Raw genomic sequence first — 16549 nt, 5'->3', positions numbered from 1 at the left:
AACGGTCGTGCAGCTAATTCCTCCCGTCAGGGCGCCTCCGGCAGCAGGGACGGATCCGTGGCGGCGGCGTGCAGCCGCCCCAGGATGGCCCGCGCCGCCTTCGTGTAGCCGGGACTGTTGTTGTGCAGCACCGACTCCGCGTTGGCCAGTTCCATGAACGCGATGAGCTCGAAGGCCAGCTGGGAGACATCCGTGTCCGCGGCGAGCTCGCCCCGCGCCCTGGCCTCCTCGACGGTCTCCTCCACGAAGGTCACCCAGCCCGTCTGGGTGGAGGCCAGCGCGTCGTGCACCTTGCCGTCCCGTGAGTCGAACTCGGCGATCGTCGCGTAGAAGAAGCAGCCGCCGCTGAACACCCGGCGCCGGGAGTAGGAGAGCCAGCTCTCACACATGCGCCAGACGCGGCCGAGACCCGGCGGCGCCGCCCGGGTCGGTGTCAGCACGTGCTCGACGAAGACGGCCACGGCGGCCCGCACGGTGGCGAGCTGCAGTTCCTCCTTGGAGCCGAAGAGGGCGAAGACGCCGCTCTTGCTCAGCTTCAGTTCCGTGGCGAGCCGGCCGAGCGAGAGGCCCTCCAGCCCCTCGGTCGAGGCGACGTGGACCGCGCGCCCCAGCACCAGTTGTCTGGTCTGGTTCCCCCGCTCGACCCGTCCGTCCAGCCGCGCTCCACCCATGTGCCAACTCCGTGTGTCCGAGCGTCCCAGGACCGACATTCTAGGAGGAGCCGACACCGCCGGGAGACCGCTTCCGCCAGGGACGACCCCTGCGAACAGGTGGTCGGATCACCCTGCGGACAGAGGTTCCTGAGGGGGTCATCCGTTCGGTACGGTGATGGCTCCGCGTGTGAGCCGGCGAGGTCTCCACATCGTTCCCGTTGTGGAGAACCAGGAGCACCCGTGTCCTCTGCCGTCCTGCCCGCCGTCGCACCGTCCCGTCGCGCCTGGGTCACCGACCTGCCGCTCCTGCTGGTCGCCGCCGTCTGGGGAGCCAGCTACCTCGCCGCCAAGGGCATCACGACGACGCACACCGTGATCGCCGTCCTGGTGCTCCGCTTCGCGATCGTGCTGCCGGCCCTGGCCGTCGCCGGATGGCGCGGGCTCCGGGCGCTGAGCCGCCCGCAGTGGCGGGGTGCGGGCCTGCTGGGGCTGGTGCTCAGCGGGATCTTCCTGCTGGAGACCTACGGCGTCGTGCACACGTCGGCGACCAACGCCGGGCTCATCATCAGCCTCACCATGATCTTCACCCCCCTCGCGGAGGCGGCCGTGACCCGGGTCCGCCCGCCGGCGTCGTTCCTCGCGGCGGCCGGTCTCTCGGTCACCGGTGTCGTGCTCCTGACCCAGGGCGGCGGTTTCACCAGCCCGTCGACGGGCGATCTCCTGATGCTGCTCGCGGCCCTCGCCCGTACGGTCCACGTCCTGGCGATGGCGCGCATCAAGGCGGTCCAGGACGCCGACTCGCTCTCCCTGACCACGGTGCAGCTCGGCAGCGCGGTCGCCGTCTTCGCCGTGCTGGCCGCCGTGCCCGGGACCGGCCCCGCCCCGTGGACGGTGGCCGCGGGCTTCGGTGCCACCGAGTGGGCGGGGCTGCTCTTCCTCTCGGTCTTCTGCACGCTGTTCGCGTTCTTCGTGCAGATGTGGTCGGTGCGCCGCACCTCGCCGTCCCGCGTCAGCCTGCTGCTCGGGACGGAGCCGCTCTGGGCCGCCGCCGTCGGTATCGCCATCGGGGGCGAGCGTCTCGGTGCGCTGGGACTGCTGGGCGCGGTGCTCGTGCTGCTCGGCACCGCGTGGGGGCGCCGCCGCGCCGACGCCGCGTCCTGATCACGTCCTGGATCACGTCCTGATCGAGTCGGCCGCGATCATCACGGCCCCGCCGGTCACCACCAGGACGATGCCGGCGAAGAGTCCGTGGTCGTCGAGGACGGGGAGCCTCGCCACCACGGCCCACAGCCGGAACCAGCCCGTCCACTCGTAGAGCAGTCCGGCGGCGCCCTGCACGAACACGATGAACCCGGCCGTCTCCACGAATTTCTTCATGGTCCGAGCCTGGCGCGGGCCGCCCCGGGCCCGCGTCGGCCACCGGTCTGCCGTACCCCGACGGAAGTATCGAGTCGTGCGACTTCGGTATCGCGCCGGGGCGCAAGCGCCCGGCAGGGCCCGCCGACTGCGTAGCTTTACCGACATGCCCTCCACCTCCACGGAATACCCCTGGCTGCTGCCCTCGGCGCTGGCCGGTCACGAGAGGCCCGGCCCCTCTGGCGGACCGCGCCGGACCGTGCGGGACTGGGCCGTCGACATCACGCTCTTCCTCTGCGCAGCCGCGTTCGGGGTGGCCGTGCTCGCCGCGATCGACGCCGACGGCTCCACCCCCGGCGGTGTCGTGGTCGCCGACTCCCTGCTCGGGGCGGCCGCCTGCTGCGCCCTCTGGGTCCGGCGCCGATGGCCCGTGGCGGTCGGCGCGGTCCTCACGGTGCTGAGCATCGTGGAACCGGTGGCGGCCGGAGCCATGCTGATCGCGATGTTCAGCCTGGCGGTGCACCGTCCCTTCAGGCCGGTGGCCGTCGTCGGCGCGCTCGCCCTCGTCGCGGCGCCCGTACAGCCGATGCTGCGCCCGGACCCGTCCACCTCCTTCTTCACGTCCACCGTCATCGGAGTGCTGCTGGTCCTGCTCGTCCTCAGCTGGGGCATGGTCGTACGGTCACGGCGGCAGCTGGTTGTCACCCTGCGCGAACGCGCGCGCCGGGCTGAGGCCGAGGCGGAACTCCGCGCCGAGCAGGCCCAGCGGCTCGCGCGGGAGGCCATCGCCCGCGAGATGCACGACGTCCTCGCCCACCGGCTGACCCTGCTCAGCGTCCACGCGGGCGCCCTCGAGTTCCGGCCCGACGCGCCCCCGGCCGAGGTCGGCAGGGCTGCCGGAGTCATCCGGGACAGCGCCCACGAAGCCCTGCAGGACCTCCGCGAGATCATCGGCGTACTGCGCGCCCCGGGGGAGGGCGACGAGGGCAACAGGCCGCAGCCCACCCTCGTCACCCTGGACGCCCTGATCGAGGAGTCCCGCTCGGCGGGCATGGAGGTCACCCTGGACAACACCGTCGCCGAACCGGCCCGGGCGCCGGCGGCCACGGGGCGCACGGTCTACCGCATCGCCCAGGAAGCGCTGACCAACGCCCGCAAGCACGCACCCGGAGCGCCTGTCGGCGTCACGGTGGCCGGCGGGCCGGGCGACGGGCTGACCATCGAGGTCGGCAATCCGGCTCCCACCGCATCCTTCGAGGCGGTCCCCGGATCGGGACAGGGGCTCATCGGCCTGACCGAGCGCGCGAGCCTGGCGGGCGGCAGTCTGCACCACGGGCCCCGGCCGGACGGGGGATTCACGGTCCGGGCCCGGCTACCGTGGCCGGCATGAGCACTCCCACGCCTCCGGAGGCGACACCGGTCCGGCTGGCCGTCGTCGACGACGACCCTCTCGTGCGGGCCGGCCTGGCCCTCATGCTCGGCGGTGCGGAGGGCATCGAACTCGTCGGGGAGGGTGCCGACGGGACCGAGGCCGCCGCCCTCGTCGCCCGCACGCACCCCGACGTCGTACTCATGGACATCCGGATGCCCGGCATGGACGGGCTCGCCGCGACCGAGGAGCTGCGGCGACGGCCCGGCGCCCCCGAGGTCATCGTCCTGACCACCTTCCACGCCGACGAGCAGGTCCTGCGGGCCATCCGCGCGGGGGCGGCGGGCTTCGTCCTCAAGGACACCCCGCCCGCGCAGATCGTCGACGCCGTCCTGCGGGTCGCGGCCGGTGAACCCGTTCTCTCACCCGCCGTCACCCGGCGGCTCATGGCCCGCGCGGCAGGAGGACCGGCCGACGACCGGCAGGCCCGTGGCGCCCGCGCCCGGCAGCGGTTCTCCGCGCTGGGCGAGCGCGAGCAGGACGTGGCCGCGGCCGTCGGGCGGGGCAGCTCCAACGCGGAGATCGCGGCGGAGCTCCATCTGAGCGTGGCCACCGTGAAGGCGCACGTGTCCCGGATCCTCACCAGGCTCGGGCTCAACAACCGTGTCCAGATCGCCCTGTTGGTGCACGACGCCGGTCTCCTCCATGAGGACGAGGACGGCGCGGGAGGCGGCCGCCTAGGCTGAAGGGGTCAGACCGGACGAGGGGGCGGGACGATGTCGGTGGTCGATCTGCGCGGTGCGCGCGACTTCAACGCGAATCCGTACGGCTACTACGCGAAGCTGCGTGCGGAGGGCCCGGTGCACGAGGTCCGCACCGATGACCTGGAGCGGGTGTGGATGATCGTCGGCTACGACGAGGCCCGTGCGGCCCTCGCGGACCAGCGGTTCAGCAAGGACTGGCGGACGACGGAACTCTGGTCGGCGTCGAGCAACCCGATCAACGCCAACATGCTGGAGATGGACGCCCCGCACCACACCCGGCTGCGGAAACTCGTCGCCGGCGTGTTCACCGCGCGTCGGATCGAGGCTCTGCGCCCGCGGGTCGAGCAGATCACCGCGGAGCTCCTCGACGCGATGGTGCCCGCGGGCCGCGCCGACCTCGTCGACGCGTTCGCCTTCCCGCTGCCGATGACCGTCATCTGCGAACTCATCGGCGTACCCGACATCGACCGGGACGCGTTCCGCCGGATGTCCAACGCCATCGTCACACCGGTCTCGGCGGAGAAGGAGAGCGAGGCGGTCCACGAGATGGGCGCCTATCTCGACGAGTTGATCGAGGACAAGCGCTGCGCACCGGGCGACGACCTGATGAGCGCCCTGATCCAGGCACGCGTGGAGGACGGCGACAGCCTGTCGCGCGACGAACTGACCGGCATGGCGTTCCTGCTCCTGGTGGCCGGCCACGAGACGACCGTGAACCTGATCTCCAACGGCGTACGGGCGCTCCTCGACCACCCGGAGCAACTGGCCCTGCTGCGCGACAGGCCGGAACTGATCGACAACGCGGTCGAGGAGATGCTCCGCTACGACGGCCCCGTCGGGACGGCGACCTTCCGCTTCGCCCGTGAACCCGTCACCATCGGCTCCGTCGTCATTCCCCGCGGCGAGGCGGTGCTCGTCGCGCTGGGCTCCGGCGGCCGGGACGCCGGCCGCTATCCGGATCCGGACACCTTCGACATCCGGCGCCAGGCGCAGGGACACCTGGCCTTCGGGCACGGCATCCACTTCTGCCTGGGCGCTCCGCTGGCCCGGATGGAGGGCCGCATCGCGATCCGGGCGCTGCTGGACCGGTGTCCCGGGCTCGAACGGGACCCGGACGGCGGGGAGCCCGACTGGCTGCCCGGCCTGCTGCTGCGGGGGGTGCGTCGCCTGCCGGTGCGCTGGTGAGGTGAAATGGCAGCCATGACCGAACTATCGCTCGGCACGGCGCAGCAAGTCCTCGACAGCCAGCCCTTCAGCGCGCTCGTCGGCGCACGCATCTCGGAGTTCGGGGCCGGCACAGCCGTCCTCGAGATCGACGTGCGCGACGAACTCACCCAGCAGAACGGTTACCTGCACGGCGGTGTCGTGTCCTACGCGGCCGACAACGCGCTCACCTTCGCCGCCGGGACGACGCTCGGGGCCGCCGTCCTGACCGGTGGTTTCTCCATCCAGTACGTCCGCCCGGCGAGCGGCCGCACCCTGACCGCCCGCGCCGAGGTCGTCCACACCGGCCGCCGCCAGGCGGTGGTGCGCTGCGACCTGTACACCGTGGACGACGAGGGGGCCGAGACACTGTGCGCGGTGGCACAGGGGACCGTTCTGTCCGCCCTCCCGACGACCTGAAGGGCACCACGTTGACCACGGACACCTTGCTCGACCTCGGCGCACTCGGCGACGACTTCATCCGCGACCCGTATCCCGTCTACGCGCGCCTGCGCGCCCGCGGGCCGGTGCACCGGGTCCGCATCCCGGAGGGCACGGAGGCCTGGCTGGTCGTCGGGTACGAGGCGGGGAGGGCCCTCCTCGCCGACCAGCGGCTCTCCAAGGAGTGGCACAGGGCGTCGCCCTCCCTGGACGTCGGCAAGGTCTCCGCGGGGACGTCCATGCTCAGCAACGACGCGCCGGCCCACACCCGGCTGCGCAGGCTGGTGGCCCGGGAGTTCACCCCGCGCCGTATGGAGCGGCTCGCCCCGCGTGTCCAGGAGATGACGGACGGACTCCTCGATTCCATGACCGGCGGGACGGTCCGGAGCGCCGACCTGGTCAAGGCGCTGTCGTTCCCTCTGCCGATGGCCGTCATCTGCGATCTGCTGGGTGTGCCCACACTGGACCGGCAGGCGTTCCGCACCTGGTCCAACACGGCGGTGTCGTCCCTGGACTCCGAGGCCCGCGGCCTGGCCACCGCCGCCATGACCCGGTACCTGGCCGGGCTGCTCGCGGAGAAGCGCGCGGCGCCCGGGGACGACCTGATCAGTGCGCTGATCCACACGGCGGACGACGACGGCGACCAGCTCTCCGCCGACGAACTCATGGGCATGGCCTGGCTGCTGCTCGTCGCCGGGCACGAGACCACGGTCAACCTCATCTCCAACGGCGTCCTGAGCCTGCTGACCCATCCGGAGCAACTGGAGTCCCTGCGAGCGGACTTCGGCCTCATCGACAACGCGGTCGAGGAGACGCTCCGCTACGAGGGGCCCGTCGAGACCCCCACGTACCGCTTCACCACCGAGCCGCTCGACGTCTCGGGCACGGTGATCCCGGGCGGCGGTGAGCTCGTCCTGATCGCGATGGCCGGCTGCGACCGCGACCCCGCCCGCTACCCGGACGCCGACCGGTTCGACATCACGCGGGACACCCGCGGGCACGTCGCCTTCGGCCACGGCATCCACTACTGCCTGGGTGCTCCCCTGGCCCGCATCGAGGCCCGCATCGCCATCAGGACACTCCTGGAGCGCTGTCCGGAGCTGCGGCTCGACACGGATCCGGCCCGGCTCCGCTGGCGTACGGGCATGCTGCTCCGGGGGCCGCAGAGCCTGCCCGTGGCCTGGTAGCGGGCTTCAGGCCCCGGTGATCTCGGTGAGCCGCACCGGGCGGCGCTCCGCGCGCGACAGCTCGCAGGCCTCGGCGACGCGCAGCGCGTGCAGCGCCTCCCGGCCGTCGCACGGGTTCTCCCGCTCGCCGCGCACGACACGGAGGAACGCGTCCAGTTCGGCCTCGTACGCGGGGGCGAACCGCTCCAGGAAGCCGGGCCACGGCTTGGCGGGCGCGGACGGGCCCTGCGGCTCGGCCGACGTGAGAGGGGTGCGGTCGTCGAGGCCCACGGCGATCTGGTCCCGCTCGCCGGCCAGTTCCATGCGCACGTCGTAACCGGCCCCGTTGCACCGGGTGGCCGTCGCCGTGGCGAGGGTGCCGTCGTCCAGGGTCAGCAGTGCCGCCGCCGTGGCCACGTCACCCGCCTCGCGGAACATCGCGGGGCCCGCGTCCGACCCGGTGGCGTACACCTCCGTCACCTCACGGCCCGTCACCCAGCGCAGGATGTCGAAGTCGTGCACCAGGCAGTCCCTGAACAGGCCTCCGGAGAGCGGGAGATACGCGGCGGGCGGGGGAGCGGGGTCGGAGGTGGCCGCCCGGACGGTGTGCAGCCGGCCCAGGGCGCCGCCGCGCACGGCGGTGCGCGCGGCGGCGTATCCGGCGTCGAAGCGCCGCATGAAACCGAGCTGGAGCACGCTGCCCGCCCGCTCGACCTCACGCAGGGCGCCCAGTGTCCCCGCCAGGTCCAGCGCGATCGGCTTCTCGCAGAAGGCGGGCAGACCGGCCCGGGCCGCAAGGCCGATGAGACCGGCGTGTGCCGAGGTGGCCGAGGCGATCACCACGGCGTCCACGCCCGCGGCGAGGACCTCCTCGGCGGACGTGACGGCGATGGCCCCCGTCAGCGCGGCGACCTGTGCGGCGCGGCCGGCGTCGGGGTCCGTCACCACCAGGGAGGCGACCTCCGGATGACGTGCCAGGACGCCCGCGTGGAAGGAACCGATCCTGCCCGTGCCGATGAGTCCGATGCGCATGGACCCAACGTGCCGCCCCTCAGTCGCACTGTCAACTATATGTCCTGACAAATCGAAGGGTGCGGCGCGACGCCACGGGGTACGCTCCGTGCCGTGCCCAAACCCGCCGCCGACTCCGCCGCCCTGGGGCTGGGCGTGGACCGCACCAGTCCCGTCCCGCTCTACTACCAGCTGGCCCAGCAGCTGGAGGCGGCCGTCGAGCAGGGGCGGCTCGCGCCCGGCAGCCTCCTCGGTAACGAACTGGAGCTCGCCGCACGCCTCGGGCTCTCCCGTCCCACCGTCCGCCAGGCCATCCAGTCGCTCGTCGACAAAGGGCTGATGGTGCGCCGGCGCGGTGTCGGCACCCAGGTCGTGCACAGCCGCATCAGGCGCCCGCTCGAACTGAGCAGCCTCTACGACGACCTGGAGACGGCCGGCAGGCAGCCGGCGACCAAGGTCCTGCGCAACACGGTCGAGCCGGCCACGCCGGAGACCGCGGCCGCGCTCGGTGTGGAGGAGGGCAGTGAGGTCCATCTCGTCGAGCGGGTGCGGTACGCCCACGACGAGCCCATGGCGCTCCTGCGCAACCACCTGCCGCCACGGCTGCTCGACCTCTCCACCGAGCGGCTGGAGGCGACCGGCCTCTACCGGATGATGCGCGCCTCCGGCATCACCCTGCACAGTGCCCGGCAGACCGTGGGTGCCAGGGCCGCCACCGCCGAGGAGGGCGAGCTGCTCGCGGAACCGGTGGGCGCACCGCTGCTGACCATGGAGCGCACCACCTTCGACGACGGCGGCCGGGCGGTCGAATTCGGGTCACACGTCTACCGCGCCTCGCGGTACGCCTTCGAGTTCCAGCTGCTCGTCCGGCCCTGAGCGCCCGGGCCGCGGCCCTCCGGTCAGAATGTTCGGACACAATCATTGACGTGGTCATGCTAGGTCGTTAGAACGGCGGAAGGGCGCGCCCCGCGCCCCTGCCGGGCCGCACCGGACCGGGCTCGGGGATACTTGGCCCGCCGGGCGGCGAGACCGCTCCCCCGGCTCACCAGGCAGCACAACGAGCAGCACTAGAAGGGCACGGCGTCGTGGCAAGGGTTCGGACAGGGGTACGCGCGATGGGCGCCGTGCTGGCAGCGGTGCTGGCGGCCTCCCTCGCGGGATGCAGCAGCACCGGCGGCAAGCGGGCGGAGGAGCGCGCGGCCCAGCAGGCCGCCGAGGGCCGGTCCGCGGTGAACACGCCCCGCTGGACATTCGCCATGGTCACCCACTCGGGTGATGGCGACACCTTCTGGGACATCGTCCAGAAGGGTGCCAAGCAGGCGGCCGACAAGGACAACATCAACTTCCTGTACTCGCACAGCGACGAGGGCCAGCAGCAGGCCGAGCTCGTCCAGACCGCGATCGACAAGAAGGTCGACGGCCTGATCGTCTCGCTGGCCAAGCCCGACTCGATGAAGACCGTCGTGGCCAAGGCCGTCAAGGCCGGAATCCCCGTCATCACGGTGAACTCCGGCTCCGCCGAGTCCAAGGCCTTCGGCGCGCTCACCCACATCGGGCAGGACGAGTCCATCGCCGGCGAGGCGGTCGGCGACGAGCTGAGCCGGCGCGACCGCAAGAAGGTCCTCTGCGTCCTGCACGAGCAGGGCAACGTCGGCCACGAGCAGCGCTGCGCCGGGGCGAAGAAGACCTTCGACGGGACGATGCAGAACCTCTACGTCGACGGCACCAACATGCCCGACGTCCAGTCCTCCATCGAGGCCAAGCTGAGCGCCGACGAGGACATCGACGCCGTCGTCACCCTCGGCGCGCCGTTCGCCACCGCCGCCGTCAAGGCGAAGCGGACCGCGGGCAGCGAGGCCGAGGTCGACACCTTCGACCTCAACGCGAGCGTCGCCGCCGGCCTCCAGGACAAGTCGCTCGGCTTCGCCGTCGACCAGCAGCCCTACCTCCAGGGGTACGAGGCCGTCGACCTGCTCTGGCTCTACCGCTTCAACCAGAACGTGCTCGGAGGCGGCCTCCCGGTCCTGACCGGACCGCAGGTCATCACGGCCGAGGACGCCGACGCACTCGCCGAGTACACGGACCGGGGGACGCGATGACGGCGACCGGGCAACCGGCGGCGCCCAGCACCGACGAACGCCTGCTGCGCACCTCCCCGCTGCGCAAGCTGCTCGGCAGGCCCGAGCTCGGCTCGGTCGTCGGAGCCGCGGCCGTCTTCCTCTTCTTCGCGATCGTCGCCGACAGCTTCCTCCAGGCCTCCAGCCTCGGAACGGTGCTGTACGCGGCCTCCACCATCGGGATCATGGCGGCGCCCGTGGCGCTCCTGATGATCGGCGGCGAGTTCGACCTCTCCGCCGGTGTGATGGTGACCAGCTCCGCGCTGATCTCCTCGATGTTCAGCTACCAGATGACCGCCAACGTCTGGGTGGGCGTCTCCGTGTCGCTGCTGGTCACCCTCGGCTTCGGCGCGTTCAACGGCTTCATGCTGACCCGCACCAAGCTCCCGAGCTTCATCATCACGCTCGGCACGTTCCTGATGCTGACCGGCCTGAACCTCGGCTTCACCAAGCTGATCAGCGGCACGGTCTCGACCAAGGCCATCGGGAACATGGAGGGATTCGACTCCGCCCGCAAGATCTTCGCGTCCTACCTCACCGTCGGCGGCGTCGAGCTGAAGGTGACCATCCTGTGGTGGGCCGCGCTCGTCGCGATCGCCACCTGGATCCTGATCCGCACCCGTTTCGGCAACTGGATCTTCGCCGTCGGCGGCCAGTCCGACGCCGCCCGCGCCGTCGGCGTCCCGGTGATCCGCACCCGGATCGGGCTCTACCTCGGCGTCGCCTTCGCCGCCTGGGTCTCCGGGCAGCACCTGCTCTTCTCGTACGACGTGGTGCAGTCCGGCGAGGGCGTCGGCAACGAGCTGATCTACATCATCGCGGCCGTCATCGGCGGCTGTCTGATCACCGGCGGCTACGGCTCGGCGATCGGCTCCGCCGTGGGCGCGGTCATCTTCGGCATGACCAGCAAGGGCATCGTGTACGCGGAGTGGAACCCCGACTGGTTCAAGTTCTTCCTGGGAGCGATGCTGCTCCTGGCCACCCTGCTCAACGCATGGGTACGCAAGCGTGCGGAGGCGACGAAATGACGGCCACCCAGGCTCCCGCCCCCCGGGACACGGCCGGCCGGGCGCTCGTCGAGCTCGACGGTGTCAGTAAGTACTACGGCAACATCAAGGCTCTGGAGAACGTCTCGCTGGAGGTCCACGCGGGAGAGATCTCCTGCGTCCTCGGCGACAACGGCGCCGGCAAGTCCACCCTCATCAAGATCATCGCGGGGCTCCACCGGCACGACGCCGGGACGTTCCTGATCGAGGGCGAGGAGACCACGCTCGCCAACCCGCGTGACGCGCTGGACCGGGGCATCGCCACCGTCTACCAGGACCTCGCCGTCGTTCCGCTCATGCCGGTCTGGCGCAACTTCTTCCTCGGCTCGGAGCCGACGAAGGGCTCCGGTCCGTTCAAGCGCCTCGATGTGAGGCGGATGCGCGAGACGACCCGCGCGGAGCTCCTCCGCATGGGCATCGACCTGCGGGACGTCGACCAGCCCATCGGCACCCTGTCCGGCGGCGAACGCCAGTGCGTGGCCATCGCCCGCGCGGTGTACTTCGGTGCCAAGGTCCTCGTCCTCGACGAGCCGACCGCGGCGCTCGGCGTCAAGCAGTCCGGGGTCGTCCTGAAGTACGTCGCGGCCGCCAGGGACGCCGGACTCGGCGTGGTCCTCATCACGCACAACCCGCACCACGCCTACCTCGTGGGTGACCGGTTCGTCCTGCTCAAGCGCGGCACGATGTCCGGAAGCCACACCAAGGACGGCGTCACACTGGACGAACTGACCCGTCAGATGGCGGGCGGGAGCGAGCTCGACGAGCTCAGCCACGAGCTCGAGCGGGCCCCGGCTCCGGACCACCCCGGCGGCCGTCCCGACGCCGACGACACCCCGTAATCCCCGTCCGCCATTCCCGGGCCCCCGGGCCGGAGGCCGGTTCCGGGGGCCCGGGAATGGCAGAATCGTGGTTGGCGGGCGCCGTCCGCCGCCGGACGGACCGCCGCCCGGCCCCCCGACCTGCGCAGGGACGATGAGCACGTACCGCGACTTCACACACCGCGGCTCCGCCCGCGCGACCGTCCTGCGGACCGTGGGCACCAGGGAGCGGCGCTCGCACCTCACGGCGCCCCGGGTCCCCACCGTGGGCATCGACATCGGCGGGACGAAGGTGATGGCCGGCGTCGTCGACGCGGACGGCAACATCCTGGAGACCCTGAAGACCGAGACGCCGGACAAGTCCAAGAGCCCCAAGGTCGTCGAGGACACCATCGTCGAACTGGTCCTGGACCTCTCCGACCGGCACGACGTGCACGCCGTGGGAATCGGCGCGGCGGGCTGGGTCGACGCGGACCGCTCCAAGGTGCTGTTCGCCCCGCACCTCGCGTGGCGGGACGAACCCCTCCGTGACGCCATCGCCTCCAGGCTGGTGGTCCCCGTGATGGTCGACAACGACGCCAACACCGCGGCGTGGGCGGAGTGGCGCTTCGGCGCGGGCCGCGGCGAGGACCACCTGGTCATGATCACGCTGGGCACCGGCATCGGCGGCGCGATCCTGGAGGACGGGCACGTCAAGCGGGGCAAGTACGGCGTCGCGGGTGAGTTCGGTCATATGCAGGTCGTGCCGGGCGGGCACCGCTGCCCGTGCGGCAACCGCGGATGCTGGGAGCAGTACAGCTCGGGCAACGCCCTCGTGCGCGAGGCCAGGGAGCTGGCCGCGGCGGACTCCCCGGTCGCCTACGGCATCATCGAGCGGGTCAAGGGCAACATCCCGGACATCACCGGACCGCTCATCACCGAGCTGGCCCGCGAGGGCGACGCCATGTGCGTCGAGCTCCTCCAGGACATCGGCCAGTGGCTCGGTGTCGGCATCGCCAACCTCGCGGCGGCCCTGGACCCCTCCTGCTTCGTCATCGGCGGTGGCGTCAGCGCGGCCGACGACCTGTTGATCGGCCCGGCCAGGGACGCCTTCAAACGCCATCTGACCGGGCGCGGCTACCGCCCCGAGGCCCGGATCGCGAAGGCGCAGCTCGGCCCCGAGGCGGGTATGGTCGGCGCCGCCGACCTGGCCCGCCTGGTCGCCCGCAGGTTCCGGCGGACCAACCGCCGCCGGGTCGAGCGCTACGAGCGGTACGCGCAGTTCTACGACCAGGCAGCGAGCACCATCCGGAACACCCGCAGCACCCGCACCGACTGATCCGCGGGCCGCGCGCAGCGGCACCCGCCCACACCCGCACCCCGCTCCGTACCGCAGCTTCGAGGGATCACCGACCATGACCGCAGCCGAGCAGAACATCGTGCCGCGCCAGCCCCCGTCGTCCGGCTCCGCCGGCTCCCCGGGCGACGGCGACGGGACCCCTCCGCAGGACCGGCGCAGGACGATCCGCCGGCGGCTGATCACGCTGACGATCATCGTGCTGCTCATCGGGATCCCGGCCGGCTACCTGGTGATCTCCGCCGGCCAGAGCCGCCGCTCCGGCAAGGACAAGGAGGCCGAGGCCTCCGCCCAGGGGCTGCGCGAGGACTGGCCCTCCGGGATGCAGCGCAGGATCTTCGAGCTGCCCATCCCGGGCAACGCGATCGGGGTCCAGTACTACGAGACGAACAACTGGAAAGCCAGCCGGATGTACGTGAAGTTCCGTACGACCTCCGCCGGGCTCGACCGCTTCCTGAGCGGTGTCGGCACCGGCCGGGCCGCGCTGGAGACCGGCAAGGTGACCATCGCCGAGCGGGACGTCAAGATCACCGGCTGGTACTTCGGACCGGGCGTCGACTGGGCCGGAACGGTCCACAAGAACAAGAAGCCGCGCCCCACCCAGAGCATCACCGTCAACATGACCGACCCGGCTGCTCCGGTCGTCTACGTGGTCTCGGCGGCGACCCCCTGACGCAGGGCGGGCGGGACGCCCGTCATCCGGCCGCAGGGTCCGCGCACTCGGAGCAAGGGCTTCGCCGTGCGGCCGGAGTCGCCGACCGCTCCGGTTTCCCTGGTCCGGGGCGTCAGGTGAACGTCACCGTCAGAAGACCGGTCTGCCGCGTGATGTCGGAGCCGAGACAGTCGAGCACCTCCAGGCTGGGGTACACGGCGATCCGTACGGACACCGCGCCGAGCCCGTAGCCGGCGGTCACGGTTCCCGTGGAGGTGACGATCTCCTGGTTGACCGCGTGCACGACCGCGGTGACGGGATAGGTGACGGTGCTCGTCTGCCCGCCCTGCCAGTGGTACGTCACGACATTCTGGACGAGAGTGTCGCCCAGCCCCTGTGCCAGGCAGCTCACCTGCTGTTCGAACACGGTGTAGGCGCTTCCTCCGGCGAACGGCCCGGTGCAGCCTCCGCCCCCGTCGGTTCCGAGCTTCTCGGTCACGCCTTGTGTCGTCTGCCGGGGCAGCGGGCCGAGCGGCGGGGAGTAGTCGACGGTAGCCGTGCCCGTGCAGACGATCAGGCTGGTCTCGGCCTGAGCGGGAGTCGCGACGACCAGGTGTGCGGCGACGAGCGCGAAGGCGCCCATGAGGGCAGCGACGAACTTGCGCATGATCTTCCCTACGGTGCGAACGCGGCGGCCGTGCCCCTGCGTTGACGTGTGGGTGCCTTGCGTGCCGGTGACTCGTGGCGCGCCCGTGTCCGTGCCGTCCGGTGGAGGCCCGGCAGGCCCTGAGTGTTCCGTGCGTGGCCGGAGGTTCCGTTCCGGACCGTGCCGCCACGACCACTGTCAGTATGCTCGCGCGGGCAGATCGTCAGCAATGGCGCGGACAGGACGGCTTGCGCGGCGCACCGCTGCGTCGCGGGTCGAACAGGACCCGCCACCGGCCACCGGCATGAACGGGGCCCCACTGCTCCAGGCCGGCCGGGCGCGACGGAGGGCTGCCGACGGGTGGTCGCACGGTGAACCGGACGGGCCGCCGGCCGGGGAGCCGGTCAACGACGCCTGGTGCGCCAGAGCGACGCGCAGCCGCTCACGTTCAGGATGAGCGTCGTGACGAGGAGCACCCAACGCCACGCGTCCCTGCCGGACATGTCCTCGGGGACGCCGAGGTTCCAGATGAGACGCAGGATCCCGGGAAGGATCAGGGCCAGTGCGATTCCGCTCCACTTCTGACCGACCGTCCAGTGCCGGGATCGCCACACGATCACGACCGCGGCGAGGTCCATGGCCTCGAACAGCAGGAGGAGCGCCGGTGCGACGTCCGCCAGGGTCAGCAGGCCGACGAGCCCGTTGGTGAGCAGAAGGGCGACGGGAAGCCAGGCGGGGGACCTGGGGCGCCCGGTGCGCGGGGCGGGGGCGGTCTGCATGTGTACGTCCTTCGGTGTCGGCGCCGGCGGAGCCCGCCCGGCCGGCCTTGAGCCGGTCAGCGGTGCTGTCGGGCGTGATCGGCGGCGTGTCGGCCGCTTGAGCAGGGGGCCGGCGCCTGCTCAGGCAGCGGTGAACGCCTTCGCCGCCGGAGCGAACTCGATGCCGAGCAGCTCCTCCACCGGCGCGTACACCTCGGGCATGTGCATCGTCGTGGAGAGCAGGAGACCGCCGGCCGGGGCGACCAGGACGCTGATCGGCCGGCCCACCTCCACGTCCGCGGAGGCGAGCGGCTGCCCGTTCTCGTCGAACGTGGTGATCAGGTCGGGGAACGCGGCCCGGCGGCCGGAGTCCAGGTCGAGCGCCATGTACTCGTTGACGAAGTGCAGCGTGGTGCCCGCCGCGTCGTCGAGTACGGCGACGCCGACGTCCAGGCCCTCGCGCTGTTCGCAGCGGTACTCACGTACGGTGCCGGCCGCGGCGATCTCACCGCCGAGCTGCGCGGCGACGCCGGCCGGCCCCTCCGCGAGGAACCGGCGGCCCAGTTCGATGGCGAAGCTCACCGCGCCGGGCGCGCCGTTCTCCACCGCGTAGCCGACCTCGACCGGGTTGCGGGCCACACCGACCCAGCCGCCCGCTTCGACGGACGCGCGCCGGACCACGTTCGACGTGGCCTCCAGGCCGCCGGAGACGGAGCCCTCGACGTAGGCGTACGGCTTGCCGCCCGCGTAGCCCTGGTACGAGCGGTAGTCGTCGACGAGGTGGAGGCCCATCGCGCCCATCACGCTCGAGGGGTGGGCGCGGCCGTTGCAGGCCAGGTCGATGACGGGGAGGCCGGTCATCGCCGAGTGGAACCAGCCGTTGATGGTGGTCTCGGCCCCGTTCTCGTTCGTGTGGACCGCCACGAGCTGCCGGGGCAGATCACGGCGCAGCAGCTCCAGCGCGCGCAGCAGATGGGTGGGCAGCACCAGCGGGTCGGGCGCGGCCGGGGCACCGACCAGGGCCACGGTCGCCGTCAGGTCCTCGGCCGCGAACTCATCGGCCGTCCACAGCTCCGGCATGCCGATCTGGAGGGCCAGTTCGGCGGTGCGCAGGCCCCGCTCGACGAATCCGCCGCCGCCTCCGCCCAGTACGGCGCCGCCGTACACGGCCGCGCGGATGTCGTCATGGGTCAGCTGTCGCTTCACGGGTGTC

The 16549-nt window shown here is 71.8% G+C and carries 18 protein-coding genes; 12 read left to right on the top strand and 6 right to left on the bottom strand.

The genetic code is table 11. The annotated features are described in order from the left end of the window. Positions 1-26: 26 nt before the first annotated feature. A complete protein-coding gene (locus ACIRJR_RS18170) occupies positions 27-671 on the bottom strand; it encodes a TetR/AcrR family transcriptional regulator (protein WP_403781223.1) in 645 nt (214 codons plus the stop codon). Between the two features lie 222 nt (positions 672-893). Here ACIRJR_RS18170 and ACIRJR_RS18165 point away from each other — a divergent pair, with 222 nt between their 5' ends. Beyond that, positions 894-1814, top strand: a complete 921-nt coding sequence (locus ACIRJR_RS18165; RefSeq protein ID WP_403781220.1) for a DMT family transporter — start codon at positions 894-896, stop codon at positions 1812-1814. 12 nt (positions 1815-1826) lie between these two features. Here the strand turns inward: ACIRJR_RS18165 and ACIRJR_RS18160 are convergent, their stop codons facing one another. Next, complete coding sequence (locus ACIRJR_RS18160; protein WP_403781217.1) at positions 1827-2030, bottom strand: hypothetical protein; 204 nt, start codon at positions 2028-2030, stop codon at positions 1827-1829. 145 nt (positions 2031-2175) lie between these two features. On the opposite strand from ACIRJR_RS18160, the gene ACIRJR_RS18155 reads away from it, so the two are divergent. Genes ACIRJR_RS18155 through ACIRJR_RS18135 form a run of 5 tightly spaced genes read left to right on the top strand, consistent with a single transcriptional unit; the run spans position 2176 to position 6973 of the window. Beyond that, on the top strand, positions 2176-3399 hold the full coding sequence (locus ACIRJR_RS18155; RefSeq protein WP_403781214.1) for a sensor histidine kinase: 1224 nt from the start codon (positions 2176-2178) through the stop codon (positions 3397-3399). Next, entirely contained in the window at positions 3396-4124 is a 729-nt protein-coding gene (locus ACIRJR_RS18150) for a response regulator (RefSeq protein ID WP_403781211.1), read from the top strand. The genes ACIRJR_RS18155 and ACIRJR_RS18150 overlap by 4 nt, the downstream gene beginning before the upstream one ends. Before the next feature lie 30 nt (positions 4125-4154). Beyond that, positions 4155-5327 carry a cytochrome P450 gene (locus ACIRJR_RS18145; protein WP_403781208.1) on the top strand — a complete coding sequence of 391 codons (1173 nt, stop codon included), beginning with the start codon at positions 4155-4157 and terminating at the stop codon, positions 5325-5327. 15 nt (positions 5328-5342) lie between these two features. Continuing rightward, complete coding sequence (locus ACIRJR_RS18140) at positions 5343-5765, top strand: PaaI family thioesterase (RefSeq protein ID WP_403781205.1); 423 nt, start codon at positions 5343-5345, stop codon at positions 5763-5765. A gap of 11 nt (positions 5766-5776) precedes the next feature. Then, on the top strand, positions 5777-6973 hold the full coding sequence (locus ACIRJR_RS18135) for a cytochrome P450 (RefSeq protein WP_403781202.1): 1197 nt from the start codon (positions 5777-5779) through the stop codon (positions 6971-6973). Between the two features lie 6 nt (positions 6974-6979). Here the strand turns inward: ACIRJR_RS18135 and ACIRJR_RS18130 are convergent, their stop codons facing one another. Next, positions 6980-7984, bottom strand: coding sequence for a Gfo/Idh/MocA family oxidoreductase (locus ACIRJR_RS18130; protein ID WP_403781199.1), 1005 nt, complete (start codon positions 7982-7984; stop codon positions 6980-6982). 93 nt (positions 7985-8077) lie between these two features. On the opposite strand from ACIRJR_RS18130, the gene ACIRJR_RS18125 reads away from it, so the two are divergent. From ACIRJR_RS18125 to ACIRJR_RS18100, 6 genes are all read left to right on the top strand, one after another. Next, the gene (locus ACIRJR_RS18125) at positions 8078-8839 is read left to right on the top strand and encodes a GntR family transcriptional regulator (protein WP_403781196.1); all 762 of its coding nucleotides are present in this window, start codon (positions 8078-8080) and stop codon (positions 8837-8839) included. Positions 8840-9078: 239 nt separating this feature from the next. Further along, complete coding sequence (locus ACIRJR_RS18120) at positions 9079-10062, top strand: sugar ABC transporter substrate-binding protein (protein ID WP_403781926.1); 984 nt, start codon at positions 9079-9081, stop codon at positions 10060-10062. Further along, positions 10059-11108, top strand: a complete 1050-nt coding sequence (locus ACIRJR_RS18115; protein ID WP_403781193.1) for an ABC transporter permease — start codon at positions 10059-10061, stop codon at positions 11106-11108. The genes ACIRJR_RS18120 and ACIRJR_RS18115 overlap by 4 nt, the downstream gene beginning before the upstream one ends. Then, positions 11105-11965, top strand: a complete 861-nt coding sequence (locus ACIRJR_RS18110; RefSeq protein WP_403781189.1) for an ATP-binding cassette domain-containing protein — start codon at positions 11105-11107, stop codon at positions 11963-11965. Before ACIRJR_RS18115 ends, ACIRJR_RS18110 begins: the two co-directional genes overlap by 4 nt. A 133-nt stretch (positions 11966-12098) precedes the next feature. Further along, positions 12099-13262: an ROK family glucokinase gene (locus ACIRJR_RS18105; protein WP_403781186.1), complete on the top strand. Its 1164-nt coding sequence runs from the start codon at positions 12099-12101 to the stop codon at positions 13260-13262. Between the two features lie 76 nt (positions 13263-13338). Further along, entirely contained in the window at positions 13339-13953 is a 615-nt protein-coding gene (locus ACIRJR_RS18100) for a hypothetical protein (protein WP_403781183.1), read from the top strand. A gap of 112 nt (positions 13954-14065) precedes the next feature. Here the strand turns inward: ACIRJR_RS18100 and ACIRJR_RS18095 are convergent, their stop codons facing one another. From ACIRJR_RS18095 to ACIRJR_RS18085, 3 genes are all read right to left on the bottom strand, one after another. Beyond that, positions 14066-14599, bottom strand: coding sequence for a hypothetical protein (locus ACIRJR_RS18095; protein WP_403781180.1), 534 nt, complete (start codon positions 14597-14599; stop codon positions 14066-14068). A gap of 383 nt (positions 14600-14982) precedes the next feature. Beyond that, complete coding sequence (locus tag ACIRJR_RS18090; protein WP_403781177.1) at positions 14983-15357, bottom strand: hypothetical protein; 375 nt, start codon at positions 15355-15357, stop codon at positions 14983-14985. A 120-nt stretch (positions 15358-15477) separates the two neighbouring features. Beyond that, positions 15478-16542: a DUF917 family protein gene (locus ACIRJR_RS18085; protein ID WP_403781174.1), complete on the bottom strand. Its 1065-nt coding sequence runs from the start codon at positions 16540-16542 to the stop codon at positions 15478-15480. Positions 16543-16549 lie beyond the last annotated feature (7 nt).

It is taken from the genome of Streptomyces sp. NPDC102402 (assembly GCF_044765765.1).
Taxonomy (GTDB): domain Bacteria; phylum Actinomycetota; class Actinomycetes; order Streptomycetales; family Streptomycetaceae; genus Streptomyces.
The sequence above is the reverse complement of the archived record's forward strand: the minus strand, read 5'-3'. Positions and strand labels throughout refer to the sequence as shown.

Bases quoted from the DNA above. Each gene is read 5' to 3' on its own strand.
- ACIRJR_RS18120 (WP_403781926.1), top strand. From the start codon at position 9,079: ATGGGCGCCGTGCTGGCAGCGGTGCTGGCGGCCTCCCTCGCGGGATGC.
- ACIRJR_RS18170 (WP_403781223.1), bottom strand. From the start codon at position 671: ATGGGTGGAGCGCGGCTGGACGGACGGGTCGAGCGGGGGAACCAGACC.
- ACIRJR_RS18090 (WP_403781177.1), bottom strand. From the start codon at position 15,357: ATGCAGACCGCCCCCGCCCCGCGCACCGGGCGCCCCAGGTCCCCCGCC.
- ACIRJR_RS18100 (WP_403781183.1), top strand. From the start codon at position 13,339: ATGACCGCAGCCGAGCAGAACATCGTGCCGCGCCAGCCCCCGTCGTCC.
- ACIRJR_RS18140 (WP_403781205.1), top strand. From the start codon at position 5,343: ATGACCGAACTATCGCTCGGCACGGCGCAGCAAGTCCTCGACAGCCAG.
- ACIRJR_RS18150 (WP_403781211.1), top strand. From the start codon at position 3,396: ATGAGCACTCCCACGCCTCCGGAGGCGACACCGGTCCGGCTGGCCGTC.
- ACIRJR_RS18110 (WP_403781189.1), top strand. From the start codon at position 11,105: ATGACGGCCACCCAGGCTCCCGCCCCCCGGGACACGGCCGGCCGGGCG.
- ACIRJR_RS18130 (WP_403781199.1), bottom strand. From the start codon at position 7,984: ATGCGCATCGGACTCATCGGCACGGGCAGGATCGGTTCCTTCCACGCG.
- ACIRJR_RS18155 (WP_403781214.1), top strand. From the start codon at position 2,176: ATGCCCTCCACCTCCACGGAATACCCCTGGCTGCTGCCCTCGGCGCTG.
- ACIRJR_RS18160 (WP_403781217.1), bottom strand. From the start codon at position 2,030: ATGAAGAAATTCGTGGAGACGGCCGGGTTCATCGTGTTCGTGCAGGGC.
- ACIRJR_RS18115 (WP_403781193.1), top strand. From the start codon at position 10,059: ATGACGGCGACCGGGCAACCGGCGGCGCCCAGCACCGACGAACGCCTG.
- ACIRJR_RS18145 (WP_403781208.1), top strand. From the start codon at position 4,155: ATGTCGGTGGTCGATCTGCGCGGTGCGCGCGACTTCAACGCGAATCCG.
- ACIRJR_RS18105 (WP_403781186.1), top strand. From the start codon at position 12,099: ATGAGCACGTACCGCGACTTCACACACCGCGGCTCCGCCCGCGCGACC.
- ACIRJR_RS18095 (WP_403781180.1), bottom strand. From the start codon at position 14,599: ATGCGCAAGTTCGTCGCTGCCCTCATGGGCGCCTTCGCGCTCGTCGCC.